The sequence below is a fragment of the Maritalea mediterranea genome, assembly GCF_021568695.1.
Lineage (GTDB): Bacteria > Pseudomonadota > Alphaproteobacteria > Rhizobiales > Devosiaceae > Maritalea > Maritalea mediterranea.
Genome location: NZ_JAKGTI010000003.1, coordinates 150,043 through 173,272 on the forward strand (window position 1 = coordinate 150,043; position 23,230 = coordinate 173,272).

26 protein-coding genes, 1 tRNA gene and 2 rRNA genes (1 of these 29 cut by a window edge) are annotated in these 23,230 nt (G+C 53.3%); 16 read left to right on the plus strand and 13 right to left on the minus strand.

Going from position 1 to position 23,230, the window contains the following annotated elements; translation table 11 throughout:
- From L1I42_RS13575 to L1I42_RS13585, 3 genes are all read left to right on the plus strand, one after another.
- Positions 1-1,315: ribosomal RNA gene (locus tag L1I42_RS13575) — 23S ribosomal RNA — on the plus strand (it extends 1,405 nt beyond the left edge of the window).
- Positions 1,316-1,416: 101 nt separating this feature from the next.
- Positions 1,417-1,532, plus strand: a 5S ribosomal RNA gene (gene rrf / locus L1I42_RS13580).
- Between the two features lie 146 nt (positions 1,533-1,678).
- Positions 1,679-2,026 carry a DUF1801 domain-containing protein gene (locus L1I42_RS13585; RefSeq protein ID WP_236115214.1) on the plus strand — a complete coding sequence of 116 codons (348 nt, stop codon included), beginning with the start codon at positions 1,679-1,681 and terminating at the stop codon, positions 2,024-2,026.
- Here L1I42_RS13585 and L1I42_RS13590 read toward each other — a convergent pair.
- A complete protein-coding gene (locus L1I42_RS13590) occupies positions 2,023-3,228 on the minus strand; it encodes an MDR family MFS transporter (RefSeq protein ID WP_236115215.1) in 1,206 nt (401 codons plus the stop codon). The genes L1I42_RS13585 and L1I42_RS13590 overlap by 4 nt on opposite strands.
- 230 nt (positions 3,229-3,458) lie before the next feature.
- Between L1I42_RS13590 and L1I42_RS13595 the strand changes: the two genes are divergently transcribed.
- The 5 genes from L1I42_RS13595 (at position 3,459) to L1I42_RS13615 (ending at position 5,908) form a co-directional block, all read left to right on the plus strand.
- Positions 3,459-4,067, plus strand: coding sequence for a flavin reductase family protein (locus L1I42_RS13595; RefSeq protein WP_236115216.1), 609 nt, complete (start codon positions 3,459-3,461; stop codon positions 4,065-4,067).
- Between the two features lie 16 nt (positions 4,068-4,083).
- Positions 4,084-4,497: a DUF427 domain-containing protein gene (locus tag L1I42_RS13600; protein ID WP_236115217.1), complete on the plus strand. Its 414-nt coding sequence runs from the start codon at positions 4,084-4,086 to the stop codon at positions 4,495-4,497.
- Positions 4,498-4,551: 54 nt separating this feature from the next.
- A complete protein-coding gene (locus L1I42_RS13605) occupies positions 4,552-5,214 on the plus strand; it encodes a nucleotidyltransferase family protein (protein ID WP_236115218.1) in 663 nt (220 codons plus the stop codon).
- A gap of 83 nt (positions 5,215-5,297) precedes the next feature.
- Positions 5,298-5,702: a hypothetical protein gene (locus L1I42_RS13610; protein ID WP_236115219.1), complete on the plus strand. Its 405-nt coding sequence runs from the start codon at positions 5,298-5,300 to the stop codon at positions 5,700-5,702.
- Positions 5,699-5,908 carry a helix-turn-helix transcriptional regulator gene (locus L1I42_RS13615; protein WP_236115220.1) on the plus strand — a complete coding sequence of 70 codons (210 nt, stop codon included), beginning with the start codon at positions 5,699-5,701 and terminating at the stop codon, positions 5,906-5,908. The genes L1I42_RS13610 and L1I42_RS13615 overlap by 4 nt, the downstream gene beginning before the upstream one ends.
- Before the next feature lie 237 nt (positions 5,909-6,145).
- Here L1I42_RS13615 and L1I42_RS13620 read toward each other — a convergent pair whose 3' ends face one another.
- From L1I42_RS13620 to L1I42_RS13635, 4 genes are all read right to left on the minus strand, one after another.
- Positions 6,146-7,234 carry a DNA alkylation repair protein gene (locus tag L1I42_RS13620; protein WP_236115221.1) on the minus strand — a complete coding sequence of 363 codons (1,089 nt, stop codon included), beginning with the start codon at positions 7,232-7,234 and terminating at the stop codon, positions 6,146-6,148.
- A 56-nt stretch (positions 7,235-7,290) separates the two neighbouring features.
- Entirely contained in the window at positions 7,291-7,797 is a 507-nt protein-coding gene (locus tag L1I42_RS13625) for a lysozyme inhibitor LprI family protein (protein WP_236115222.1), read from the minus strand.
- Positions 7,798-7,799: 2 nt separating this feature from the next.
- Positions 7,800-8,468 carry a DUF599 domain-containing protein gene (locus L1I42_RS13630; RefSeq protein ID WP_236115223.1) on the minus strand — a complete coding sequence of 223 codons (669 nt, stop codon included), beginning with the start codon at positions 8,466-8,468 and terminating at the stop codon, positions 7,800-7,802.
- Positions 8,469-8,547: 79 nt separating this feature from the next.
- Positions 8,548-9,141, minus strand: coding sequence for a TetR/AcrR family transcriptional regulator (locus L1I42_RS13635; protein WP_236115224.1), 594 nt, complete (start codon positions 9,139-9,141; stop codon positions 8,548-8,550).
- A gap of 99 nt (positions 9,142-9,240) precedes the next feature.
- Between L1I42_RS13635 and L1I42_RS13640 the strand changes: the two genes are divergently transcribed.
- Positions 9,241-10,284, plus strand: a complete 1,044-nt coding sequence (locus tag L1I42_RS13640) for an alpha/beta hydrolase family protein (RefSeq protein WP_236115225.1) — start codon at positions 9,241-9,243, stop codon at positions 10,282-10,284.
- Here the strand turns inward: L1I42_RS13640 and L1I42_RS13645 are convergent.
- Entirely contained in the window at positions 10,281-11,321 is a 1,041-nt protein-coding gene (locus L1I42_RS13645; RefSeq protein ID WP_236115226.1) for an aldo/keto reductase, read from the minus strand. The two genes, L1I42_RS13640 and L1I42_RS13645, sit on opposite strands and share 4 nt — an antisense overlap.
- Positions 11,322-11,526: 205 nt before the next feature.
- On the opposite strand from L1I42_RS13645, the gene L1I42_RS13650 reads away from it, so the two are divergent.
- Together L1I42_RS13650 and L1I42_RS13655 are read left to right on the plus strand one after the other, a co-directional pair.
- Positions 11,527-11,603 (plus strand) — tRNA-Met (locus tag L1I42_RS13650).
- Between the two features lie 158 nt (positions 11,604-11,761).
- Positions 11,762-12,697 (plus strand): calcium/sodium antiporter, encoded by a 936-nt coding sequence (locus tag L1I42_RS13655; protein WP_236115227.1) that lies wholly within the window; start codon positions 11,762-11,764, stop codon positions 12,695-12,697.
- Positions 12,698-12,772: 75 nt separating this feature from the next.
- On the opposite strand, the gene L1I42_RS13660 is transcribed toward L1I42_RS13655, so the two are convergent.
- On the minus strand, positions 12,773-13,624 hold the full coding sequence (locus L1I42_RS13660; RefSeq protein ID WP_236115228.1) for a LysR family transcriptional regulator: 852 nt from the start codon (positions 13,622-13,624) through the stop codon (positions 12,773-12,775).
- 164 nt (positions 13,625-13,788) lie between these two features.
- Between L1I42_RS13660 and L1I42_RS13665 the strand changes: the two genes are divergently transcribed.
- Positions 13,789-14,712: an alpha/beta fold hydrolase gene (locus tag L1I42_RS13665; protein ID WP_236115229.1), complete on the plus strand. Its 924-nt coding sequence runs from the start codon at positions 13,789-13,791 to the stop codon at positions 14,710-14,712.
- On the opposite strand, the gene L1I42_RS13670 is transcribed toward L1I42_RS13665, so the two are convergent.
- Positions 14,667-15,578: a YihY/virulence factor BrkB family protein gene (locus L1I42_RS13670; RefSeq protein ID WP_236115230.1), complete on the minus strand. Its 912-nt coding sequence runs from the start codon at positions 15,576-15,578 to the stop codon at positions 14,667-14,669. The genes L1I42_RS13665 and L1I42_RS13670 overlap by 46 nt on opposite strands.
- 36 nt (positions 15,579-15,614) lie before the next feature.
- Positions 15,615-15,776 (minus strand): hypothetical protein, encoded by a 162-nt coding sequence (locus tag L1I42_RS13675; protein WP_236115231.1) that lies wholly within the window; start codon positions 15,774-15,776, stop codon positions 15,615-15,617.
- A 227-nt stretch (positions 15,777-16,003) separates the two neighbouring features.
- Between L1I42_RS13675 and L1I42_RS13680 the strand changes: the two genes are divergently transcribed.
- Entirely contained in the window at positions 16,004-16,963 is a 960-nt protein-coding gene (locus tag L1I42_RS13680) for an SDR family NAD(P)-dependent oxidoreductase (protein WP_236115232.1), read from the plus strand.
- A gap of 18 nt (positions 16,964-16,981) precedes the next feature.
- Here L1I42_RS13680 and L1I42_RS13685 read toward each other — a convergent pair whose 3' ends face one another.
- Positions 16,982-18,358, minus strand: a complete 1,377-nt coding sequence (locus L1I42_RS13685) for a phosphohexomutase domain-containing protein (RefSeq protein ID WP_236115233.1) — start codon at positions 18,356-18,358, stop codon at positions 16,982-16,984.
- A gap of 180 nt (positions 18,359-18,538) precedes the next feature.
- Positions 18,539-18,997 carry a MarR family winged helix-turn-helix transcriptional regulator gene (locus tag L1I42_RS13690; protein ID WP_236115234.1) on the minus strand — a complete coding sequence of 153 codons (459 nt, stop codon included), beginning with the start codon at positions 18,995-18,997 and terminating at the stop codon, positions 18,539-18,541.
- Positions 18,998-19,121: 124 nt separating this feature from the next.
- Here L1I42_RS13690 and hmgA point away from each other — a divergent pair, with 124 nt between their 5' ends.
- Genes hmgA through maiA form a run of 3 tightly spaced genes read left to right on the plus strand, consistent with a single transcriptional unit; the run spans position 19,122 to position 22,094 of the window.
- Complete coding sequence (gene hmgA / locus L1I42_RS13695) at positions 19,122-20,420, plus strand: homogentisate 1,2-dioxygenase (protein ID WP_236115508.1); 1,299 nt, start codon at positions 19,122-19,124, stop codon at positions 20,418-20,420.
- On the plus strand, positions 20,420-21,433 hold the full coding sequence (locus tag L1I42_RS13700) for a fumarylacetoacetate hydrolase family protein (protein ID WP_236115235.1): 1,014 nt from the start codon (positions 20,420-20,422) through the stop codon (positions 21,431-21,433). Before hmgA ends, L1I42_RS13700 begins: the two co-directional genes overlap by 1 nt.
- 16 nt (positions 21,434-21,449) lie before the next feature.
- A complete protein-coding gene (gene maiA / locus L1I42_RS13705; protein ID WP_236115236.1) occupies positions 21,450-22,094 on the plus strand; it encodes a maleylacetoacetate isomerase in 645 nt (214 codons plus the stop codon).
- A 179-nt stretch (positions 22,095-22,273) separates the two neighbouring features.
- On the opposite strand, the gene L1I42_RS13710 is transcribed toward maiA, so the two are convergent.
- On the minus strand, positions 22,274-22,651 hold the full coding sequence (locus L1I42_RS13710; protein WP_236115237.1) for a DUF4189 domain-containing protein: 378 nt from the start codon (positions 22,649-22,651) through the stop codon (positions 22,274-22,276).
- Between the two features lie 63 nt (positions 22,652-22,714).
- Entirely contained in the window at positions 22,715-23,176 is a 462-nt protein-coding gene (locus L1I42_RS13715; protein ID WP_236115238.1) for an Lrp/AsnC family transcriptional regulator, read from the minus strand.
- Positions 23,177-23,230: the final 54 nt, after the last annotated feature.

The following is a 23,230-nucleotide window of genomic DNA, read 5'->3' on the forward strand; positions in this document are numbered from 1 at the left end:
ATCGGATTGGTTCTGGCCGTGAGTAAGTTCCAGGAAATAGCTCCACCGTTAAGACCGTACTCTAAACCAACACAGGTGGACAGGTAGAGAATACTAAGGCGCTTGAGAGAACTATGCTGAAGGAACTCGGCAAATTGCACGCGTAACTTCGGGATAAGCGTGACCCTTTTTGAGGCAACTCAGGGAGGGTGGCACAGACCAGGGGGTGGCGACTGTTTACTAAAAACATAGGGCTCTGCGAAGTAGCAATACGACGTATAGGGTCTGACGCCTGCCCGGTGCTGGAAGGTTAAAAGGAGATGTGAGAGCATTGAATTGAAGCCCCAGTAAACGGCGGCCGTAACTATAACGGTCCTAAGGTAGCGAAATTCCTTGTCGGGTAAGTTCCGACCTGCACGAATGGCGTAACGACTTCCCCACTGTCTCCAGCATAGACTCAGCGAAATTGAATTCCCCGTGAAGATGCGGGGTTCCTGCGGTTAGACGGAAAGACCCCGTGCACCTTTACTATAGCTTCACACTGGCATTCGTGTCGGCATGTGCAGAATAGGTGGTAGGCTTTGAAATAGTGACGCCAGTTGCTATGGAGCCGCAATGTGAGATACCACCCTTATCGTCATGTATGTCTAACCGCGGCGTAACAGCGTCCGGGACAGTGTGTGGTGGGTAGTTTGACTGGGGCGGTCGCCTCCCAAAGAGTAACGGAGGCGCGCGATGGTGGGCTCAGACCGGTCGGAAATCGGTCGTTGAGTGCAATGGCATAAGCCCGCCTGACTGCGAGACTGACAAGTCGAGCAGAGACGAAAGTCGGTCATAGTGATCCGGTGGTCCCGCGTGGAAGGGCCATCGCTCAACGGATAAAAGGTACGCCGGGGATAACAGGCTGATGATGCCCAAGAGTCCATATCGACGGCATTGTTTGGCACCTCGATGTCGGCTCATCGCATCCTGGGGCTGGAGCAGGTCCCAAGGGTTTGGCTGTTCGCCAATTAAAGCGGTACGCGAGCTGGGTTTAGAACGTCGTGAGACAGTTCGGTCCCTATCTGCCGTGGGTGTAGGAATGTTGAGAAGAGTTGCCCCTAGTACGAGAGGACCGGGGTGAACAGATCTCTGGTGGACCTGTTGTGGCGCCAGCCGCATAGCAGGGTAGCTATATCTGGACGGGATAACCGCTGAAAGCATCTAAGCGGGAAGCCTCCTTCGAAACTAGCATTCCCTTGAGAGCCGTGGGAGACCACCACGTTGATAGGCCAGGTGTGGAAGCGCAGCAATGTGTGAAGCTTACTGGTACTAATAGCTCGATTGGCTTGATTGTTCTCATTAATCAATGTCCGTAAAACACCAATACCAAACACGAACATCATCACTAGGTTCGCCTAGTAATCATATTTAACTTCACGTTTTGCTTTTTGCCGACTTGGTGACTATAGCGAGGTGCTCAGAACACGATCCCATTCCGAACTCGAACGTTAAACACCTCAGCGCCGATGGTACTTTGTCTTAAGGCATGGAAGAGTAGGTCGTCGCCAAGTCCGCTAAAAGCAAAATTATCTCTACGATGTAAATCAAATAAAACGCCCACCAAGCCTAACCGCTCGGTGGGCGTTTTTGCGTCCGGGGGGGGGGCGGTTATAGTTTGGCCTTTTTTCAAGTAATTCCAATTCCAAAATGCGAGACCATGCAGCAATTGCGGGCGCTGATTTTTGATGTGGCGGCAGACTTGCCACAAACGGGCGGACTGGTTGAGACCCTGAAATGGGGAGAGCCGTCTTATCTGCCAAAGAAGAAGTGTGTGGGCACCACGGTGCGGATCGGGCCGTCAAAGATCAAGGACTATGCGATATTTGTGCATTGCCAAACGACGCTGATAGATGAGTTCCGGCATATGTTACCCGATAACTTTTATTATGAGGGCAATCGTGGGGTTCATTTTAATGTGGGCACGCCTTTGGACAAGGAACGCCTGCGGCTGTTGATTTCAAATGCGCTGACCTATCATCAAAGACAAAAAGTGAAGTCCGACTAGTTTTCCAACATGCCGCCTTTCAATCGGTTGGCGCTGAAATAGAGGACGGCGACGAACAGGGTGAGGCCGGTCATGGTGAGCCACATGGCCAAGCCGCCAAATTGATGTAGGAGAAAGCCGCCGATTAGCGGCGCAAATACAAATCCAAAGCTGGAAAGAGATGAGGCACCAAAATAGGAGCCTTTGAGATGGTCTGGCGCCAGCCGGTCCACAATGATGTTGAGGGTGGGGAAGAGAATAGCTTCGCCGATGCTGAGCACGAATATCGAGACCATCAGCCATGTCCACGGGTCGGTCGGAGAAATGGCGAAGCCGAAAAACCCACCCGCGAAGAGAATCACACCAGACATGGCGCGCAAAAAAGGCGACCAGTTTTCCATCAATTTGAGCAGAGCAAATTGCAGGATTATGATCGTGGTGCCATTAATGAGGATCAGCAAGGCATATAGCTCGGTGAGTTCAGGCACTTGCATTTGCCGCAAATATTGCACCAGGCCGGCATCGATCTGGCCATAGCCGACAAAGCCGATAAAGGACGCGAAAACAAACAGCAAAAAGGCGGTGTCTTTACCCAGCACCGCGAGGGCGGCCGAGAATTTGAGCGGATCGCCCTGTTTGGTGCGTTTGAGGGGCTTTTCCAGATTGAAGATAAAGGCCGCGGCGGCGAAATAGACCACATATAGCCCGGCAACAAACAGAAATGTGGATTGCTTGCCCGTGGCGCCAGCGAACGTGCCCAAGAGCGGGCCGGTGGCGGCGCCAACATTGAGCATGAAATAGCGGAAATGCAGCGCCATATCCTTGACCTTACGATCGCTGACCATATCGGTCATCAGCGCCTTGCCCGGATTTTCCACCATGCCGCGACCAAAGGATTGCAGCAGTGTGCCAGAGAACAGCACAAGAAGGCTATCTGCAATGCCGATGATGCTCATGGCGATGATGTTGAGAAATAGGCCAAACAAAATGATTTTGCGCCGTCCGATAATGTCGGACAGATAGCCGACATAGAAGCCGAAAATGACCCCCACCGTGGCGGAACCGGACAGAAACGCGCCAATTTCAAACTCGTTGAGGCCAAACTTGTTGTGCAGCAACAACGCCAGAAAGGGCCAGACCATAAATAGGAAAAAACGCGAGGCAAAGGTGGCGAGAATCAAAAGCCAGATGGTTTTGTTGAATTCTTTAAGGGCGGCAAACATTTAAGTGCTTTCAGCAGGATCGCTCGGCGGATGGGGCAAAGCAGAAACGCCAAATATGGCTTTTGGCGACCAAGGGCGCAAGCAGCATTATTGTGAAAATATCTGGATGGCCTGTGCCGATGCGATTGTCAGATGCAGATGCTCATAAAGATGTGATGGGACAGGGTGTGGCGTTGATTGCTAATGTTGCATAGGAATATCAGCTCTGGTGAGTTGAGCAGGAGATGCGTGTGGCCTTTCATTCTTATAGTCCGGCAGACGGGCATGGTTTAAAACATAATCCCTTTAAAGCGCTGATTTCGCCGCGGCCGATCGGGTGGATTTCCTCGCGCAGCTCACATGGGGTGAGTAATCTGGCGCCCTATTCCTTTTTCAACGCCTTGAGTGAGAGCCCGCCTTTGTTGGGCTTTTCCTCTTCCGGGCGGAAAGACAGTTTGCGCAATATTGAGGCGGCTGGCGTCTTTGTGCACAATGTGGCGGGGCGCGCGCTGGTGGAGCAAATGAACGCCAGCAGTGCGCCTTATGGTGAAGAGGTGAGCGAGATCGAGGCGATAGGCCTGAAGACCTTGCCAGGCGATGTGGTGGATGTGCCGCGGCTGGCGGATGCGCCAGCGTCCTTTGAATGCAAGCTGGTGGAGATCAAACAGCTGGAGGATCATCAGGGCGCCAAACTCAATAATTATCTTATTATCGGTGAAGTGGTGCGCGCGCATATCCAAGAGCAATATATTGCTGATGGAATGATTGATGAAACAGCAATCGCCGCTGTTGGTCGCCTTGGCTATTTCAATTATGCCGCCGTGAAGGATATTTTTGCGCTGGCGCGGCCAACGCTCTGACCAGGAGGAGGCGGAAATGGCAGAAACACAGGACGATTTGACGGTTGAGCTGACATTGAAGGGCGTGGCGGCGCGGCCGGACGCGCCGCAGCACTTTATGCGGGTGCAGCCGGTGGGTGCCCATGTGGAGGTCATGGCGGGTGAGGACCAATTGATCTCCACCGACAATGCGGTGTGGCTGCAGGAAGTGGGCAAAACCCTTTATCCACCTGTGATCTATGTCCCGCAGGACGAGATTATCGTGCCGTTGCAAAAACTCGAGAAGCAGACTCATTGTCCGCTTAAGGGTGACGCCAGCTATTTTGCTTTACGTGGCAAGGAAATAGGCTGGGCGTATGAAAGCCCGTTTGTCTTTTCTAATATATTGCAGGGCTTTATGGCGTTTTGGCCAGATAAGGTCCGGCTGGTGATCACGCCGGAACAAGCGTAATTTTGTACCAACTTTGTTCTTTTTGGTGGCTGAGGAATCGGGTAGGTTTTCCGCATGACTTATTTAAGATTTGCAAATGCGGGATTGGTTGAGCAGGCGGCAGTGATCTATAAGATGTGCCGCGAATTCGGGCCGCTTTATGATTATTTTGCGCGTTTGCGCGACATGGATTTACCGGATGCGTGGATCGTTTCCGGCGCGATTTACAACAATATTTGGAACTATCTTACTGACCGCCCGGCCATGCATGGGGTGAAGGATGTGGACATTTTTTACTATGATGCCGATGCCATCACCTATGATGAGGAAGATAAAATCATCAGCGAGGCAGAGGCCGTTTTCGCCGGGATGCAAGTGCCCGTAGAAGTGCGCAATCAGGCGCGGGTCCATCTATGGTATCCGGCCCATTTCGGCTTTGATTATCCCAAATTGGACCATTCTCGCGAGGCGATTGATCGGTTTGCTTGTACCACTCACTCGGTGGGCATGCGGTTGAATGATCAGGATCGTTTCGAGCTTTATGCGCCCTATGGGCTGAATGATATTTTTTCATTCAAGTTGGTGCCCAATTATAATCTGCCCAATAAAGACACCCACTACAAAAAGGGAGAGCGGCTGTGTGCGCTCTGGCCCGAACTGGCGTTGGAGTCCTGGGTTGATGAGGTGCCAGCGCATCTGGTGCCGCAACCTGATCAAACATTAAGTCTTGCGGAATAGATGATTAAAACTAAAATGTAACCTTGACGTTACATTATTGTGGCTCTATGTGTAACCTGTAGGTTACAAAATAGGAGCAACCAATGACATCTGAGTTTTTCACAAATGTGCGTACTGCGGTGCTGGGGCTGACTGGCCTTGTCTGCTTGGTCTATGGGGGCGGCGCCTTGGCCATGGGAACCCCGCAACCTTTCGCTTTTTGGCTGCCAGGTCTATTTGGGGTTGCGAGCGTTATCCTCATTTCAATTGCCGCCCTGGCGGCGGGTGACGACAATGCGCGTCGGGCCACAGATGAAGGCTATGTCGCCGATCGCCGCCATGCGGAAGGGTTTGGTTTTTGGGTGGCGATTCTGCTTTATCCCGCTTTTGCCGTGCCGCTTTGGCAAGGATGGGTGAGTTATCCCACCGCCTATGCGGCCATGGGCACGTTGACGGCAGCCGCCTTCCTGCTGAGATTTGTTTGGGCAGATGTAAAGGGACGGCTATGAGCTTGATTTCACATTTGGCCGAGATCCGCAAAGCGGCGGGATACACCCAGGCGCAGCTGGCCGAGACGGTAGGTGTGTCGCGCAAAACCATCAATACGGTGGAGAATCATGTGTTTGTGCCCTCTACCGTGCTGGCGTTAAAGTTGGCGGCCGCTCTTAAGGTGAGCGTGCATGATTTGTTTGAACTGGGTGAGACGGATCGGTAATATTCCGCATTAGGGAATGTCTGGTTGAAGAGACGGATCATTTGCGTTACCCATAAACCTATTATTAACACCATTGTTAAATATTAGGTTTTATGAATATTGTATTGCGTGAATCTATCGTTCTAGTTGTGTTGCTTTCAATTGTGGTTTGGCTGGCTTTTTAGTCTTCCCTTTCCAAAAGCAGCGTCCGGACAACTCTCAAAGCTCGCCCCATCCTTGGGCGAGCAGCCTCTATGGTTACGCTTGGTCGATCTCCAGCTGAAAGGCTGTTACACCTAGTGACTGCCCATTGAGAAAAAGCTCCAGTTTGTGTTCACCCGGATAGTAGCGGCGGGTGGTGATGGGACGGATCGGCACCTTCTTTTCCCCCTCAAGGGCCTTGCCCCCTGCGATCAAGCCAGTGCCCAGTTTAAAAACCTTGGGCGATAGGCTCCCATTGGCTTTTTTGAGGTGGATTGCAAAGTCCAAAATATAGGGATGGGCCTTATTGTCCTTAGGTAGCAGGCGATAGGTAAACGTCAAAGCTCCGCCCAATTTAACCTTCGGTGTTTCGATTATAACCGACGCGTGTTGCAGCTCAATTGGCGCGAAGCCTAGCGCCTTTAATGTAGGGGGATGACCGTTTTTGATCAGCGTGCGGCAGGCATGGCGCACAAGGCGCTGGCGGTTTTTGCTGGCGCCCTGCATCCATTTGGCGGCAATTTGGGCCACCAGTTCGGGCAGGTTTTTGGCAATGTCATTGAGATTGTTGGCCACAGACCGGCGCACATATTCAGTGGGGTCATCCTTAAGCTGCTCCAGAATGGGCAGGATGGGCGATGGGTCTTTGACAAATTGGTGCAGGCGCATGCCCCAAGGCAGGAGCGGGCGGCAGCCTTCAGAGGCGAGGCGGCGCACATGGGCATTTTCGTCCTTGGCCCATTGGGCGAAGGTGCGCATGGTTTCATCCGGATCCTGCGCGATAAAGGGGCGCACGGCAAATTCGGCGCTGAAGCGCTTGGTCATTTCTTTGAATAAAGCTGCCGACTTGGGCCAGTCATCAATGCCAATCTCGGCAACAAAGTCGCAAAAGGGCATAATCACAAACCCGTTCAGCCCCGGGCGATCATTGCTGGTGGTGCCGCCATCAATGGGTGCCTCTGGCCCCAAGGCACCGAGAATGATCGGCCCGACCTGATCCAAATCAGGGGGCAGGGTGGCGATCAGCGCTTTCTGGATTTGCTGGCTGCGTTGTTTCAGCTCATTCTTTTGATGATCGATGCTGGCGATTTGCACAAATTGGTCGGCAGGAAATGCAGGTGACTGGGCAGACAAATTTGCGGCCATTTTTTCAATGACCGCAATCGAAAAAAAGTTCTTGAACGGTTCGACCATAGGGGCGGCTACATCATCGACATATCAAGAATGTTGCTCAACTCAATGGCCCGGTTGGCCGTGGCGTCCAGCATGCAGCTGGCAAAGGCGGTGCTGCGCATGGTGCCATCGCCCCAATAATTATAATGGAAGCTGCAAGAGGCATCGCGATAGGGAATCCATTTGCGTTGGGCGTCGCGCAGATCTTCAAACAGGGCGGGCTCAAGCACCTGTTTCAGATTCTGATATTGGATGTTCAAAATGCTGTCCCACCAAGAATGCTCGCGCATCATGCAAGAGCTCATGCCGATGGTGGTCATGCCGCCCTCCTCTTCTTCCATGCACACTTCGGCCGCGGTGCCTATACATTCGTCCAAGGTGTGCTCTTCCCCCTGCAAATTCATATCGGTCACCGCTTCCCAGCAGTTTTGCATATGCATTTCATCTTCCATGGTGAACTGATTGTCCTGCGCAACGGATGGTTGTGCCAATCCGGCGACCAACAGACTGGTGGCGATCCATTTAGATAATGACATTATTACTCGTCCTTAGGTTGCGGCAGCCGCGAAATTGCCGCGTGGGATTTTGACAAAAACTCACGGTGCACAATGAAAATGAAGGTAAATATGGCTAGGGCGATGCCAATCTCGGCCGAGATAAACCAGCCCACATTGGCGATCGAAAAATAATAGGCGCGGATGCCATTGTTGAAATAACGGGCGCCCTGGGCATTGAGCTGGGCCATGGCTTTGGTTTCTTCCGGGTCAGCGGTTTCGCTGTGATCCGCCGCGCCCAAAAGAATGCAGAAATGATTGAACTGCCGCAAAGAGAGCGTGAAGGACAAAAAAGCCAGAACCACCATCACCAGCATGATGATCAGGTGCAATTGATATTCGCCCATAGAGTAGCTGCCATTGACCTGCACGGTGCGCAGCGCGGGCAGCAACTCGTTTAATCGGCCGAAAATGGCAAACATCGCCAAAATCAACAGCACCGAGCTGGAGGCGAAGAAGGCGACGGAATTCATGATATTGCCGGTGAGAATCGCGTCCATCGGCGTGTCGCGTCTGACGGCATTCATGACCCAGCGATAACGCTGGTGGATCATCAGATTGGTGATGGAGGGGCGCTTCCGGCTGATCTGGTGAGAGATGGTGCCGTAGAGCAGCCAGAAAATCAGCGGCAACAATGTTGATAGTAGCGACATGCCTGGTTTGCCCCCGTGTTTACTTGGTCAATCGATCATACCCAAATTGGATTTTATGGCGAGGCGTTTTTAGACAAATCTACGCAAAGAGTTGACGAATAGTGTGCCACACGAGGGGATCGAGTTGCTTGCGCGGAGGCAAATCATTGTTGGCGGCGCGGGCCACCAGCCCATCAATCAGGCTGAGCAGGACAAAGACTTGCTGTGCCGTTTGGTCTGCGCTGCCGAAAGGGCCGAATTTATGGCGGGCGGCAAAAATGTTGGTCAGGTCGGTGCGAAATTGCTGATCGATGGCGGCAAAGGGTTTGTACACTGCAGGATTACGTGAGGCTTCAGAGCTGATTTCCACCATCAGGCGAGCGAAATCATGGTCGAGAATATGGTCAAGTAGATCGGGCAGGGCGTCGCTGAGCGCGGCGACTGGATCACGAGCAGCGCGCAAATGATCGATCAGTTCAGCATTGGATTGCTGTTCGCCGGCGGCGATGGCTTCAATGATAGATTGTTTTGAGGGGAAATAGCGATAGAGTGCGCCCGGGCTGATCTGGCTGCGTTGGCAGATGTCTTGCATGCTGGTTTGATGGATACCCTTGTCGATAAAGCAGGCACGCGCGCCTTGCAATATCTCCGCTTTGCGCCGCTTATGCAGGGCTTCGTCTTTTTTGCGGGCCATGACCAACCTTTCTTTGAATGATTATTCTGTAAATTGTGCTTGCGGCAAATGCAAGTTTTGCATATTAAGCGAATAATTGTTCTAAGAATGGATGTGAAGATGATCGGTCGACGGGTTGCCCTAGGGGCAAGTGCGGTTTTGGGATTGGTGCTGGTGGTACTCGCCTTTGTGTTTTGGGTGCCTGATGCAGGCTATGCCACCAAGCCGTTCAGCTTTACCTATGAGGACCAAAAAATTGCGGGGCAGATTACCCTGCCCAATAGTCCGGTTGGTGACCAGCCCAACTGCATCGTATTTGTGCATGGCGATGGGGCGATGGACAGAGAGGCTTTTGGCTATTTTGACCCCTATTTCAGCCAGTTCGCCGAACAGGGCTGGTGCAGCCTCTCATGGGATAAGCCGGGCGTCGGTCAGTCATCCGGTGACTGGCTAGGCTATGACATGTCGGATCGCACGGCGTTGGTGGAGGCGGCAATTGCGGCCTTGCGCGCTGACTCTGGCCTGGCCGTTGATCGTGTGGGGGTCTTGGGCTTTTCGCAGGCTGGATGGGTGATGCCTAAAATTGATGTGGCGGCAAGCAATGTTGAATTTATCGTGTTTGTGTCCCCCGCGATAAATTGGATGAAACAATCGACCTATATGACCGATTTACGCCGCAGCTTTGAGCCCGATAGTGACGCCAAGATGGCAGCGGAGGCCGAGCTGGACAGGCTGATTGAAACCGGCGGCAGCTATCAAGAGTTTCTGGCCCTAAGTAGCCAAAGTGAATTAGTTGATGCTGAAGCTTTCTCTGAGGCGCGCTGGGACTTCGTTGTGCGCAATGCCAGCGCCGATTTGCGTGACGATCTGCGGCAATTGCCGGAGGTACCCGTGCTGTTGCTGTTGGGTGACCGTGATGGGCAGGTGGATGCGCAAGAAAGCCGGGTTGTTTTTGAAGAATTGCTGCCTGCCGATCAGCTTGAGGTGCATATGTTTGACAAAGCGGGACACAGCATGGTGCCGGTAGATCGGCGTAAGCCAATGAGCGGTGAGGACGGGTTGTGGCTGATTGGCAAGATTATGCTTTGGGGCAGTGCGGCCTTTGTGGACGATTATTGGGCGACACTGAATGGCTTCATCGCCGCCCAATTTGATGCAAATTAGATTGGCATCGGGTATTGCCGATAGATTTCGGCAATCCCGTCCATCACCTCTTTAGACAATTTCACATCCTTGGCGGCGATGTCGGTTTTGAGCTGCTCCATAGAGGTGGCGCCGATGATCACTGACGTCATAAAGGGCCGGGTGAGGCAAAACGCCAGCGCCATCTGGCACACATCCAGCCCGTGTTTTTCCGCCAGCGCCATATAGGCGCGAATGGCAGGCTCGGAGTGGGTGGAGTTGCGATAGATGGTGCTTTTGACCAAATCACCCCGGGTGCCTTTGGGGATGTTGCCATCGAGATATTTGCCGGACAGGGCGCCCGCAGCCAGCGCTGAATAGGCCAACAGGCCCACTTGCTCATGGTGGGCGACTTCGGCCAGATCATGATCAAAATAGCGGCGCAGCAGGCCATATTCATTTTGAATTGAGGCCATCCGCGGCAGGCCATGCTGCTCGGCCAGATTGACAAACTGCATGGTGCCCCAGGCGGTCTCGTTTGACAGGCCGACATGGCGGATTTTGCCATCGCGCACCAAGGCGTCAAGGGTTTCGAGCACCTCCAGCATATTGGCTTTGATCTCGTCTGTGTTCTGGTCAGACGGGTCATAGTCAAAGCCGGTATTGAAGTGATAATGGCCACGGTTGGGCCAGTGCAACTGATAAAGATCGATATAATCGGTTTGCAACCGCTTCAGGCTGCCTTCCACCGCACGGCGTATGGCCGGGCCGGTGATCGGTTCGCCATCGCGAATCCATGAGACGCCTTCACCGGCGATTTTGGTGGCTAGAACGACATCATCACGCTTGCCGGTCTTCTTAAACCAGGTGCCGATATATTCTTCGGTCAGCCCTTGGGTTTCTTTATTGGTAGGCACGGCATAAAGCTCAGCAGTATCAAAGAAATTAATCTCCTGATCCAGCGCATAGTCCATTTGCTCATGGGCTTCTTGCTCTGTGTTTTGCCGGCCCCATGTCATGGTGCCCAAGCAGATTTCGCTCACCTTGATGTCGGTGCGCCCGAGTTGATTGAATTTCATATGATTTCTCTTTGTTTCGCAGGGACCGGACCAACCTAAACCAGGGTAAAAAACCAGTGCAAGCCGTCATGCAACCAATTGGGAAAATTTTTTTTGAAAGATTTCGTCATTAACCCTTCACAAACAGATAAATCCCCCCTATATAGGCGCTGTCTTTGATTGACGATGCTGATCGCAGCATGCAGTCAAAATCCATGACATTTGTCGCGGGGTGGAGCAGCCCGGTAGCTCGTCAGGCTCATAACCTGAAGGTCGCAGGTTCAAATCCTGCCCCCGCAACCAATTTCTTTTACATTGTGATACGCTGAACGACCCTTGCAGGTGCATGGGTTTAATTCGGCTGGCGAAGCAGTTACCCTGTTCAGCAAATCGGTTCGGCAAGACGTGCAAGAACACGCGGCCTGAACCTGAAATTTGCCTGAACCCCTAGAGAGTGTCTCATGGAAATCATAATCGGTCTTATATTGTTGCTGGTTGGCGGCGATACGCTTGTGCGCGGCTCTGTTGCCGTGGCGCGCAAAATCGGCATTTCAGAATTGATGATTGGCTTGACCCTGGTCGGGTTTGGCACATCCACGCCTGAATTGGTGACCAGCATACAAGCGGCGCTGGCCGGCTCGCCTGGCATTGCCGTGGGCAATGTTGTGGGCAGTAACATCGCGAACATTTTGTTGATCTTGGGCGCGGCGGCCCTGATCTATCCCATCGCCTGTCAGCCTGCCGCGATTCGGCGGGATGGCGTTGTGCTGATTCTTTCAGCGTTGACCTGCGTGGTGGTGTCTTTGCTGGGCCATATGAATGGGTGGGTCGGCCTGCTCTTCATTGTGCTGTTGGGCCTTTATGTTGTCTATACCTATCTCAATGAGCGCGGCAGCCGCCAGCCCTCGGCCGAGATGCATCGGGCAGAGGTGAAAATCGCCGAGCCATGGACGGAAAAGTTGTGGGTTGGCCTGCTCTTGGCCATTGTCGGGATCACCCTGACCATCTTTGGGGCTCAATTTTTGGTCTCGGGGGCAATTGAATTGTCGCGCGCTTGGGGCATTTCCGAAACCACGATCGGCCTCACAATTGTTGCCGTCGGCACCTCATTGCCTGAACTGGTGACCTCTGTGGTTGCTGCGCTCAAACGCAAGTCAGATATTGCGTTGGGCAATGTGATTGGCAGCAATATTTACAATATCTGGTTTATTCTTGGTGCGACCGCGCTGGTGAAGCCGATCGATTTTCCGGCTTCTATTGTCGTCGTGGATATTTGGGTGATGTTGGCCGCAAGCTTCTTGCTGTTGATCATCGCGCTTATGCGGCGGTCGCTTTCACGCTGGGTCGGGCTCGGCTTCATCGTGCTTTATGCGCTCTATGTGGCCACAATGGCTTAAATATAGCTGAACTTTGTTTATTCGGGTTGCCGCGGGCGAACGCCTCGCAGGCGTTCTGGCTCTGGCCCCGCGCCATTAAGCGGCGGGGCACAGCGCCGCAGATTGGCACTCAAACAAGCGAAGCAGGTGCGCGATCATGGTTTTAATGGTGCGGTGCTGCCGCATGTCCTGATGTACCAGAAGCCAAAGGCCTTGATGGTCCAGATCCAGATTTGCCGAGAGACGGGAAAGATCTGGTTCATGGTCACCCACAAATCGCGGTAAGATGCCGATACCAATGCCGGCTTTGAGGGCATCCAACATGTTGATGGCCTGATTGCATCGCAATCGAGGGGTAATATGGGGATGGTTGCGGTGAAGCCATTTGGCGGTGGCATGATGGCTTTGATCGTCACTAAAGCTGATCCATGGGCAATCGCCCGGGTCTGATTGGACGGAGAACTTTTCGCTCTGTCCATAAAGTGCATAGGCCGGGCTTGCCAGCTTTCTGACACGATAATAACCGGTTTTCGGCAATTGATTGCGTAGGGCAATTTCTGCTTCGGCCCGGTGAAGGTCGGCTGCTGCATAGTCGTTGAGCAATGTGAGGCGGACTTGCGGCATGATTAATTGATCGGCGTGGCGAGACAGAAAACGCGACATCCAGCCGCCTGCGCTGATTCTAACTTGTTGCGGGTGCGGTTCTCCGATGCGCAGCGCCCTTTGTTCCATTTCAAAGGCGTGTCTTTGCAGCTCGACACCGGCAGGCGTCAATGTCAGGCCGCGTGCGCCGCGCACCGCCAGACTGGTGCCCAGGCTTTGTTCCAGCGCCTGAAGAGCACGGGTGACTGTGGGTTGGCTGATGCCTAAGTGCTGCGCCGCGCTGGAAAGGTTGCCCCATCGTGCGATGGCGAGAAAAATGCGGAGGTGATCCCAATCCCTAATCATTCAAATATGAATAGCTCGTTCGCATTGTTTTCTATCGAATTGTCGCCTGAGGCGCGATAGCTTCTGAAGGCAACATTACCGATAATTTTCAAAGGGGCGCAAGTCGAATTCAGCTATGCATCGCTGCATAGAAGTGGCGAGTTTGCGTTCAGGAGAGGCGCGCTATGACAAAGACGGGCACCGACCTGCATGGTACTGGGACTTTTATCGACACCAGGTTTGGACAGATTTATTATGAGACGGAGGGGGAGGGGCCACCGGTTTTTCTGGTGTCAGGCGGGCCCGGCACCGGTCACGCCCATTACCATCCCTGGTTTTCAGCGCTGGCGGACCGTCATCAACTTGTCTATTTCGACAATTTGGGGGCGGGGCGTTCTGTGCGTATGGATGACCCGACTGATTATAATCTGGCCAATTATGCCGAGGTGATCGAGGCTCTGCGCAAGGCATTGGGCTTTGAAAAAATCAGTCTCATCGGCTTATCATTCGGCTCGTTGCCGGCGCTGGCCTATGCCGTCACTTTTCGCCAACACATCGCCGCGCTGGTGATCAGCAATGGACATTTTAGCGCCCAAACCTGGCAGCAAGGCAATATCGACAATATGAATTATGAGGTGCGCCAGCTGTTTCCCGAGATATGGGCCGAGATTATGGCGTTGCGCGATCAAGGAGTTTTGTCTAGCGATATGCGTATTCAGGCGCTTTATGGTCGTGCATTGGGCGAGTTGTTCTGGGTGGATCCCTGGGATCATCCGGGCCTTTTTAGACCGGAAGGCGCGGAGGAGGCGGACAATTTTGATGTCTATCGGGCATTTGTCGGCGATGATCCCGAATGGGAGGTGACGGGCACGCTAAAGGGGTTCAACCCGACTGCGCAATTGGCCGATTTTGATGTGCCAACACTGATTGTTTCCGGCCGTTATGATCGCATCACCCCGCCATCCATTGCCGTTCAGATTAAAGAGGCATTGCCCGTTGCGCCGGTAACATTGGAGATTTTTGAGCGCAGCGCCCACCGGCCTTGGGTTGAAGAAGCTGATCTCTATTTTGAGTGTGTGAGCGCTTTTTTAGAGGATATAGATGGATAACTGCCTTTCTTACGCACCAGAGACTTCTGGTGCAGAGTTTTGGCATATTCAGCCCCCAGCAGAAAAACAGCGCTGGAATAGAATACCCAAATCATCAGCAAGATGATGGCGCCGGTTACGCCATAGGCGGAGCCCGGCTCCACAAGGCCGAAATAGACCCCCATGCCATATTCGCCCAACATAAAGAGCGCGGCGGCCACCAACGCGCCGGGCGCCACATGGGGCCAGCTTATATCTCTGTCGGGCAGCATTTTCAGGATCACCGCAAATAAAAGGCTGATGATGAGCAGGGAGAGAACCAGATTTATCGCGTGGGCCAAAAGGGCAAACATGTCGGGCAAGCGTTGGATCAACCATTCGGTCAATGTGCTGATGGTCGATGTGATGACCAGCGAAATGGCCAGCACGAATAACACGCCAATCATGACCGCGAAAGACATGAGCCGCCGCACAACCAAGGCACGGAAGCTGGAGACATCGCTGTCGTTAATGTCCCAGATATAGTTGAGCGCCTTTTGCAATTGTAAAAACAGGCGCAATGCCGCGTAGATCAGCACAACACCCGCCACGATGAAGGGCAGGAAGCTTTCTTCCGACGGGGCGGTGTTGGCGACAATTGTGCGGAACGTGTCAGCGGCGTCGCGGCCAAAATTTTCTCGCAAAAACCCAAACACCTGATCCCGCACCGCAGCCTCGTCCATGAAAAAGGAGGCGAGGCCGAGATAAAGGATGATCAGCGCGGGAAAGGAGAAAATCGTATAGTAGGCGATCGCCGCGCTTTGGGTGAAGGGGTCGTTCGCCCACCACCGGCCAACTGCGGCCTTAAAAGGGGATATTTTATTCCTTGTAAGCGACATTACCGACATGCTGACCCACCTAATGGTTGGGAGACCGCCCAGAGCCTATCTTTCTTTTTCCTTGTCGCGCTTCAGCTTAGCCTTTTCGTCTGACTCTTTGGTGGTGCCAGGCATCCAAGATGGGGGATCGCTCGCTGGAAATGTGTCATCCAGCTGGTCATCAACCTCTTTTTGTGTGCGCTTGTTTTTGTTGTTTTTATCAGTCATAAGCACCGTCCTTTCGTAATACTTAAACGCTCCTAACCCGCCCGGTGTTCCGAGATTTAAATAATAATATGCAATTTACCGTGTTCCGGGCATTGTAAACTGGACGAATTGCTTAAAAACAGTTCCCCATTGCATCCTGGCCCCAAATTGTGAAAACTATGTGCGTGGGTTTAAACGATTTGGAACGGTGGGCGGAGGCTCAGCGATCCTGATTTTAAGGAAATTTTATGAGCACACAGCTTTTGCCATTCGGCAAGAAAGGCTGGGATTATGGCAGGGTGCCGGATCTGGCTGGCCGCCACTTTGCCATCACTGGCGGTAATGTCGGCATTGGATTCGAGACGGCAAAGATGCTGTTGCAGCGCAATGCCAGGGTCACGATCTTTTGCCGATCAGAGGAGCGCACGCGAAAGGCTGTGGACGAGCTTTCTGATTTTCGCAGTGTCAAAGCGCGCATTGAATATGAGTTGATGGATCTGGCCAATATGGAGTCTGTGCGCAACGCGGCAGAACGGTTTGTGGGCTTTCATGAAAAGCTGGACGGGCTGATCAACAATACAAGTATTGTCATGGTGCCGGAGCGGGTGGAGACACCTGAAGGATTTGAGCTGCAAATGGGCGCCAATCATTTCGGCCATTTTCTGTTTTCTGCACTTTTGTTTGATTTAATCAAGAAGGGGAATGGTCGAATTGTTACCGTGTCTTCCGTTGCATATCGTTGGGGTGCTGAGCGGATCGATTTCGACAATTTGCATTTCGAAGAAAACTATTCACCGCTTGCCGCATTTGCCCAGAGCAAGCTGGCCAATATTATGTTCACGTTGGAATTGAACCGCCGGCTTTTGGCAAAAGAGATGCCGGCCAGCGGTTATTTGTGCCACCCAGGTTATGCGGGCACGAATGCCCAGCGCACCGGATCAGGCTTTTTCACCCGTGTCGGGCTAGAAGTAATGAATGTGATGTTCGCCCATTCGCCTTTTCATGGTGCCAAATCTCAGGTTTTGGCGCTCACCGACCCGGAAGCAAAGCCAGGGTTGTTTTATGGACCGACCAAAATGAAAGGGCTTTCCGGCCCGGTTGGTGTCACCCCGATCTCGCACGCCGCAGGGGATGCAGAAGCAGCGGCCCGTTTGTGGGATATTTCCGAGAAATTGACGGGAGTAGATTGGCGGCTGCCCCCCGCCTGATCGGCTCGTTTGGGGGGGCTATTTGCGAATCAGATCGGAAAGCAGCCCGGTCTTTTCCTTGAGCAGTTTTTTGTCGCCCCGGGTTTCCAAATTGAGCCGCAAAAGCGGTTCGGTGTTGGAGGCGCGAATGTTGCAACGCCATTCATCAAACACCAGTCCCAGCCCATCAATGTCCTCGACATGATTGGCTTTGCTGCCTAACTCATCTTCAATTTTTTTGATGGTGGCGGCGGCGTTGTCCACCGTGAAATTGATTTCTCCGGAACAGGGGAATTTTTCAATGCGGGCGGCGACCATGTCTTTAAGGCTGATGCCGGATTGGCAGATTTCGGCAACAATGGCGAGCCAGGGCAACATGCCGGTATCGCAATAGGCGAAATCCTTGAAATAATGGTGGGCACTCATCTCGCCGCCATAAATCGCATCGTGGTCGCGCATGACTTTTTTGAAAAATGTGTGGCCGGTGCGGCAAGCGATCGGCGTGCCGCCAGCAGCTTCGATCTGGTCAATCGTGTTCCAGGTGAGGCGCGGATCATAGATCACTTTGCCGCCCCCATGCTGGCGCACTAGGGTTTGACCGATTAGGCCCACGAGATAATAACCTTCCACGAAGGTGCCTTCATGATCATAGAAAAAGCAGCGATCAAAGTCGCCATCCCAGGCGATGCCGAGATCGGCGCCGTGGGCTTTAACCGCATCTGCCGCCCGCTGGCGTTTTTCGGGCAAAAGCGGGTTGGGAATGCCATTTGGCAGGCGGCCATCTGGCTCATTATCCACTTTGATAAATTCAAAGGGCAGGTGTGGCTCGAGCAAATCAATGACCGGCCCGGCGCAGCCATTGCCGCCATGGGTGACGATTTTGAGGGGTTTGAGATCAATGCCCTCCACCTGCTTGAGCAGGCGGTCAATATAAAGCTGGCGGTCGGGTGCCGGTTGGGCTGCGCCGCGGGCGGCATATTCAGCGACCACATCGAAGGCGTCGTCGCCCATCACCAGTTCTTCCAGCGGACCCAGTGTGCCTTCTTGCGTGGCGGCGGTGGCGCCTTTGAGCACGATCTTGATGCCATTGTAGCTGTCCGGGTTGTGGCTGGCGGTGACCATCAGCCCCACATCGGCATTCATTTGGGCGGTGTGGAAATAAACTTCTTCTGTGCCGCATCTGCCTACCGGATAGATATCCACGCCGCTATCTTGCAATCCTTGTTGCAACGCGGCGGCCAAGGGGCCGCTATCCATGCGCATATCATGGCCGATCACCACTTTTTTGGGCGCGATATGGGCCGCCACTGCCTGCCCGAAGCGATAAGCGAATGGCATATTGATCTGGGTGGGGATCATGCCGCGCACATCGTAGGCTTTGAAGGGTGAACCATATTTGGTTTTGATGCCGGACATAGGGACCTCTTTATTTCGGGTGCTTTGGACTTATCGTGCGCATCTTAATGGGAGATGAACTGGGCGCCATTATGGTCTGGCGCATGACAGTATAATAACGGAATTTGCATTAATTATTGCAACAAAACCTACCCCTGTCAGTGTAAAGTTTACGATAACAGGGGTAATCGTTATACCAATTTACTGTGTATCGATCAGTGTTTCGATGGCGTCTAAACTGGTTTCAAGCGCAGCGGTGTTGGCCGGGCCCAGAGCAGCGTAAATCTGATCCTGAAAATTACGGGCCACGTCGGACAGTTCCAAATAGGCTTTTTGGCCTTGAAGCGTGAGTTCCAAATGCTCGACACGGCGGTCATTCTGATCAACAGTGCGTTTAAGCCAGCGGCGTTGTTCCAGCGTGAATATGGCGCGTGAGACTTTGGTTTTGTGCATGGATGAATGCTGGCAAATCTGTTTGGCGGTGATGTTGCCAAATTGGCCGATAGTCGCCAATGTCCGCCATTCCGGGCGGGTCATGCCATAGCGCTTCTTATATTCCAGCGCGAATTTCTGTGATACTTTTTCCGCCGCCTGATTAAGGCGGTAGGCAATGAATTTTTCCAGCGGTAACACCGCCTCATTAACGTTGTTCTGGTCCATTTTGTCCCTCCCCTTATTGTTAGTTACATAGTCCATCGTTACATATGCAACAAATTTTTAGTTCAAATGGAGACCGTCAATCATGAATGATAGGGTTAACAGTGTGTCTAATCAACTAAGCTATATGCCTGGTTTCGGCAACGACTTTGAAACCGAGTCATTGCCAGGTGCTCTGCCGCAAGGGCAAAACAGCCCGCAAAAGTGTGCTTACGGTCTTTATGCCGAGCAGCTTTCTGGCTCTCCATTTACTGCGCCCCGGGGCACAAATGAGCGCTCCTGGCTTTATCGGATTCGCCCCAGCGTGCGGCATACATCGCGGTTTAAATCGATCAAGCTAGACTATTGGAAGTCGGCGCCGCACAATCCGGACCATGAATTGGCGCTGGGGCAGTTGCGTTGGGACCCGGTGCCGATGCCCGAAGAACCGACCACGTTTATTGAAGGCGTGCGGACCATCACAACCGCTGGCGATGTGTTCACCCAAGTGGGCATGGCCAGCCATGTCTATGTGGCCAATAAAAGCATGGAGGATGAGCATTTCTTCAATGCGGATGCGGAATTGCTGGTGGTGCCGGAAGTGGGCACGCTGCATATTTTCACCGAAATGGGCAAAATGGACGTGGCGCCGGGCGAGATTTGCGTGCTGCCGCGCGGGATGATTTTCAAAGTCCGCGTGGATGGGGCCAGCCGCGGTTATATCTGCGAGAATTATGGCGCGAAATTCACCCTGCCGGATCGGGGCCCGATTGGGGCCAACTGTTTGGCCAACCCGCGTGACTTTAAAACGCCGGTGGCCGCTTATGAGGACAAAGAGAGTGATTGCACCGTGGTGGTGAAATGGTGTGGCCAGTTCCACCGCACTGAAATCGGCCATTCGCCGCTGGATGTGGTGGCGTGGCACGGCAATTACACGCCGTATAAATATGACCTTTCCACCTATTCCCCCGTGGGCGCGATCCTGTTTGACCATCCCGACCCGTCGATCTTTACGGTGCTGACCGCGCCATCAGGCGAAGAGGGCACGGCCAATATTGATTTTGTGATTTTCCCCCCGCGCTGGATGGTGGCTGAACACACCTTCCGTCCGCCATGGTATCACCGCAACATCATGTCGGAATTTATGGGGCTGATTCACGGGCAATATGACGCGAAGGAAGAGGGCTTTGTGCCGGGCGGGATGAGCCTGCACAATATGATGCTGCCGCACGGGCCGGATGCGATGGGGTTTGAAAAAGCCACCCATGCGGAGCTGAAACCCACCAAACTTGAAAACACCATGGCCTTTATGTTTGAAACACGGTTTCCGCAGCTGCTTACTGAATATGGCGCGAGCCTTGAGACCATTCAGGATAATTATATTGACTGCTGGAAGGGCCTGAAAAAACGCTTTAACGGCACACCAGAAGGAGATTGGGACGAATAATGAAACTTGCGACATTAAAGAACGACACCCGCTATGGCGAACTGGTGGTGGTCAGCCGTGACCTAAAAAAATATATTTCTGCCAATGCGATTGTGGCCACCATGCGTGAGGCGCTGGACAATTGGGCGCCGCATGCGCCGCAGCTTCAAGCCTTGTCAGATCAGCTGAACAGTGGCGATGTGAGCGGCAAGGATTTTGACCCGCATCAGGCGATGGCGCCTTTGCCCAACCCCAGCCAGTGGGCCGATGGCTCGGCCTATGTGAACCATGTGGAGCTGGTGCGCAAAGCCCGCGGGGCCGAGCTGCCCGACAGCTTTTGGGAAGACCCCTTGATGTATATGGGCGCGCCCGACGCCATGCTGGGGGCCCACGATGATGTGGAAGTTGGCTCCGAAGATTGGGGCATCGACATGGAAGCCGAGATCGGCGTGATTTGCGACGATCTGGAGATGGGGCTTTCACCGGAGGATGCTGCCGAAAAAATCAAATTGCTGGTGCTTTTGAATGATGTGAGCTATCGCGCGCTGATCCCCGGCGAATTGGCCAAAGGCTTCGGATTTTTCCAATCCAAGGGCGCAACCGCCTTTGCGCCGGTGGCGATTACGCCGGACGAGTTGGGTGAACACTGGCAAGACGGCAAAGTGCATCGCGACATGCTGGTGCATTATAATGGAGAGGCATTTGGCAAGGCCAATGCGGGCGTTGATATGACCTTCAACTTCCCCAAATTGGTGTCGCACGCCGCCAAAACGCGCCATGTGGCGGCCGGGGCGATTATCGGCTCTGGTACCGTTTCGAACAAAGACAGTGACGGCACACCGGGCAAGCCGGTGAAAGATGGCGGTTTGGGCTATAGCTGCATTGCCGAAATTCGTATGATTGAAACCATTCATGAGGGCAAGCCCAGCACCTCCTTTATGAAATTTGGCGATCAGGTCCGCATCGAGATGAAGGAAGATGATGGCGCCTCCATCTTCGGCGCAATTGATCAAAAAATCGTCAAGTTCGGCTAAGCAAAGGAGCGCCAATATGACTGATATTACGCTTTATGATTATTGGCGCTCTTCCGCCGCCTATCGGGTCCGCATTGCCTTGGGGCTGTGCGGGCTTGAGTATAAGAGTGTGCCGGTCAATCTGCTGGAGGGCGAGCATAAAAGCGAATCCTATCGCGCGCTTAATCCACAAGGGTTCGTGCCGACAATTGAGATTGACAGTCTGTTGTTCACTCAGTCGTTGGCCATTATTGAATATTTGGCTGAACTTCACCCTGATGCGGGATTGCTGCCAGGCGACGCGTTGGATCGACAACGGGTTCGCGCGCTTTCTTATGCAATCGCCATGGATATTCATCCGGTGTGTAATTTAAGTGTCGCCAAATTTGCCAAATCCATTGCCGCCAAGCCAGATGACATGCCTGTTGCCTGGTTTCACAAGTTTATCGGTGAGGGATTGGCAGCCTATGAGGGCATGTTGGCCCAACAATCACCAAGCCCATTTTCGCTGGGCGATGCGCCGACCATGGCCGATATCTGCCTGATGCCGCAGCTTTACAATGCGCGGCGCTGGGAGGTGGACCTTTCCAACATGCCGCGGATTTTGACGGTGGAAGAGAATTGCAACCGCCACACCGCGTTTCAGGCCGCGCATCCGGACCAACATAAGCCGCAAGGCTAGCTCGCGCTGCTCTCTGTTCAAAAGCCTTCCTGCACACCACAATGGTCATCCCGGATTTAGTCCGGGATCCAGATGTGACTCTCAATAGATCCGAGAGGCTTCAGATTTTTGGAACGTCCTGTCTGGATTCCCGCCTCCGCGGGAATGACAGAAGTGGACGGTGCGCCGCTTCGGCGGACTTATCGCGACGTGCAGGCCCAGGTGGCGATGCGGCAATTGCGGTCGTTTGGCACGCAATAGGCGATGGCGCGGCTTTGGGCTTCTTCTAGATTGCCATGCCAGGCCCAGCCCCAGCCGCCATTGTCGCCTTTGGCGATGGCGCCACAAGTGTTGTAGAAGGTTTTGATGGTGGTACAGTCGCCTTGGCAGCTATTTTGCACCGCCTGCGCCGCGGCCCGTTGAGACGGGTAATCATAGGCATTGCCCCATGCGCCGCCTGGCCCGATGCCGACCGCACCCCAGCAATATCCGTTTGCGCAAGCCGCCATTGCTGATGTGGGCAATGCGGTCAGCATCACCATCGAAACCATCAGGCTTAATCCCAAAATACGACCCATCTTCAATCCTCCCCGACATGTAAAGTATTTTTATATCAGGGGGTTGGTAAATGTCCAGCTTGATCAAACCGGCAGGGCGCTCGTTTCCTTAAGCGTTTCCAGCACAATGGATGTTTTCACGTGTTGCACCGACTCGTGCGGCAGCAGTACGTCATTGACGAATTGGCGAAGGCCGTTCAGGTCTGGTGCGACGACTTTGATGAAATAATCCATTTCGCCCGTTAGGGCGTGGGCTTCTAATACTTCTGGCAAGTCGGAAATCAGGGCGGCGAAGCGTTCGGCGTTGCCGCGATTGTGTGTGGCGAGGGTCACATTGATGATGGTGACGATGCCGAGCTTGAGATTATCTCGATCCAGATGCGCATGATAGCCGGAGATGATGCCTTCTTCTTCGAGGCGGGCGCGGCGGCGGGAGCATTGGGAGGCGCTGAGGTTCACCCGCTCAGACAATTCATTGTTGGTGAGGCGTGCATCCTGCTGCAACAGCCCAAGGATTCTTTTATCATAGCTATCAAGTTCGCTCATTTTGTGCATCTTTTTGCTTAAATATGCTTGAGTTGTGTAAATTCTAGTCTGATG

Excerpts from the sequence above, each read along its gene's own strand:
- L1I42_RS13700 (WP_236115235.1), top strand. The coding sequence starts at position 20,420 with ATGAAACTTGCGACATTAAAGAACGACACCCGCTATGGCGAACTGGTG.
- L1I42_RS13605 (WP_236115218.1), top strand. The coding sequence starts at position 4,552 with ATGACTTATTTAAGATTTGCAAATGCGGGATTGGTTGAGCAGGCGGCA.
- L1I42_RS13690 (WP_236115234.1), bottom strand. The coding sequence starts at position 18,997 with ATGGACCAGAACAACGTTAATGAGGCGGTGTTACCGCTGGAAAAATTC.
- L1I42_RS13615 (WP_236115220.1), top strand. The coding sequence starts at position 5,699 with ATGAGCTTGATTTCACATTTGGCCGAGATCCGCAAAGCGGCGGGATAC.
- L1I42_RS13710 (WP_236115237.1), bottom strand. The coding sequence starts at position 22,651 with ATGGGTCGTATTTTGGGATTAAGCCTGATGGTTTCGATGGTGATGCTG.
- hmgA (WP_236115508.1), top strand. The coding sequence starts at position 19,122 with ATGCCTGGTTTCGGCAACGACTTTGAAACCGAGTCATTGCCAGGTGCT.
- L1I42_RS13590 (WP_236115215.1), bottom strand. The coding sequence starts at position 3,228 with ATGTTTGCCGCCCTTAAAGAATTCAACAAAACCATCTGGCTTTTGATT.
- L1I42_RS13665 (WP_236115229.1), top strand. The coding sequence starts at position 13,789 with ATGACAAAGACGGGCACCGACCTGCATGGTACTGGGACTTTTATCGAC.
- L1I42_RS13635 (WP_236115224.1), bottom strand. The coding sequence starts at position 9,141 with ATGGCCCGCAAAAAAGACGAAGCCCTGCATAAGCGGCGCAAAGCGGAG.
- L1I42_RS13610 (WP_236115219.1), top strand. The coding sequence starts at position 5,298 with ATGACATCTGAGTTTTTCACAAATGTGCGTACTGCGGTGCTGGGGCTG.
- L1I42_RS13645 (WP_236115226.1), bottom strand. The coding sequence starts at position 11,321 with ATGAAATTCAATCAACTCGGGCGCACCGACATCAAGGTGAGCGAAATC.
- L1I42_RS13655 (WP_236115227.1), top strand. The coding sequence starts at position 11,762 with ATGGAAATCATAATCGGTCTTATATTGTTGCTGGTTGGCGGCGATACG.
- L1I42_RS13670 (WP_236115230.1), bottom strand. The coding sequence starts at position 15,578 with ATGTCGGTAATGTCGCTTACAAGGAATAAAATATCCCCTTTTAAGGCC.
- L1I42_RS13685 (WP_236115233.1), bottom strand. The coding sequence starts at position 18,358 with ATGTCCGGCATCAAAACCAAATATGGTTCACCCTTCAAAGCCTACGAT.
- L1I42_RS13620 (WP_236115221.1), bottom strand. The coding sequence starts at position 7,234 with ATGGCCGCAAATTTGTCTGCCCAGTCACCTGCATTTCCTGCCGACCAA.
- L1I42_RS13675 (WP_236115231.1), bottom strand. The coding sequence starts at position 15,776 with ATGACTGATAAAAACAACAAAAACAAGCGCACACAAAAAGAGGTTGAT.
- L1I42_RS13680 (WP_236115232.1), top strand. The coding sequence starts at position 16,004 with ATGAGCACACAGCTTTTGCCATTCGGCAAGAAAGGCTGGGATTATGGC.
- maiA (WP_236115236.1), top strand. The coding sequence starts at position 21,450 with ATGACTGATATTACGCTTTATGATTATTGGCGCTCTTCCGCCGCCTAT.
- L1I42_RS13640 (WP_236115225.1), top strand. The coding sequence starts at position 9,241 with ATGATCGGTCGACGGGTTGCCCTAGGGGCAAGTGCGGTTTTGGGATTG.
- L1I42_RS13630 (WP_236115223.1), bottom strand. The coding sequence starts at position 8,468 with ATGTCGCTACTATCAACATTGTTGCCGCTGATTTTCTGGCTGCTCTAC.
- L1I42_RS13600 (WP_236115217.1), top strand. The coding sequence starts at position 4,084 with ATGGCAGAAACACAGGACGATTTGACGGTTGAGCTGACATTGAAGGGC.
- L1I42_RS13585 (WP_236115214.1), top strand. The coding sequence starts at position 1,679 with ATGCAGCAATTGCGGGCGCTGATTTTTGATGTGGCGGCAGACTTGCCA.
- L1I42_RS13715 (WP_236115238.1), bottom strand. The coding sequence starts at position 23,176 with ATGAGCGAACTTGATAGCTATGATAAAAGAATCCTTGGGCTGTTGCAG.
- L1I42_RS13625 (WP_236115222.1), bottom strand. The coding sequence starts at position 7,797 with ATGTCATTATCTAAATGGATCGCCACCAGTCTGTTGGTCGCCGGATTG.
- L1I42_RS13660 (WP_236115228.1), bottom strand. The coding sequence starts at position 13,624 with ATGATTAGGGATTGGGATCACCTCCGCATTTTTCTCGCCATCGCACGA.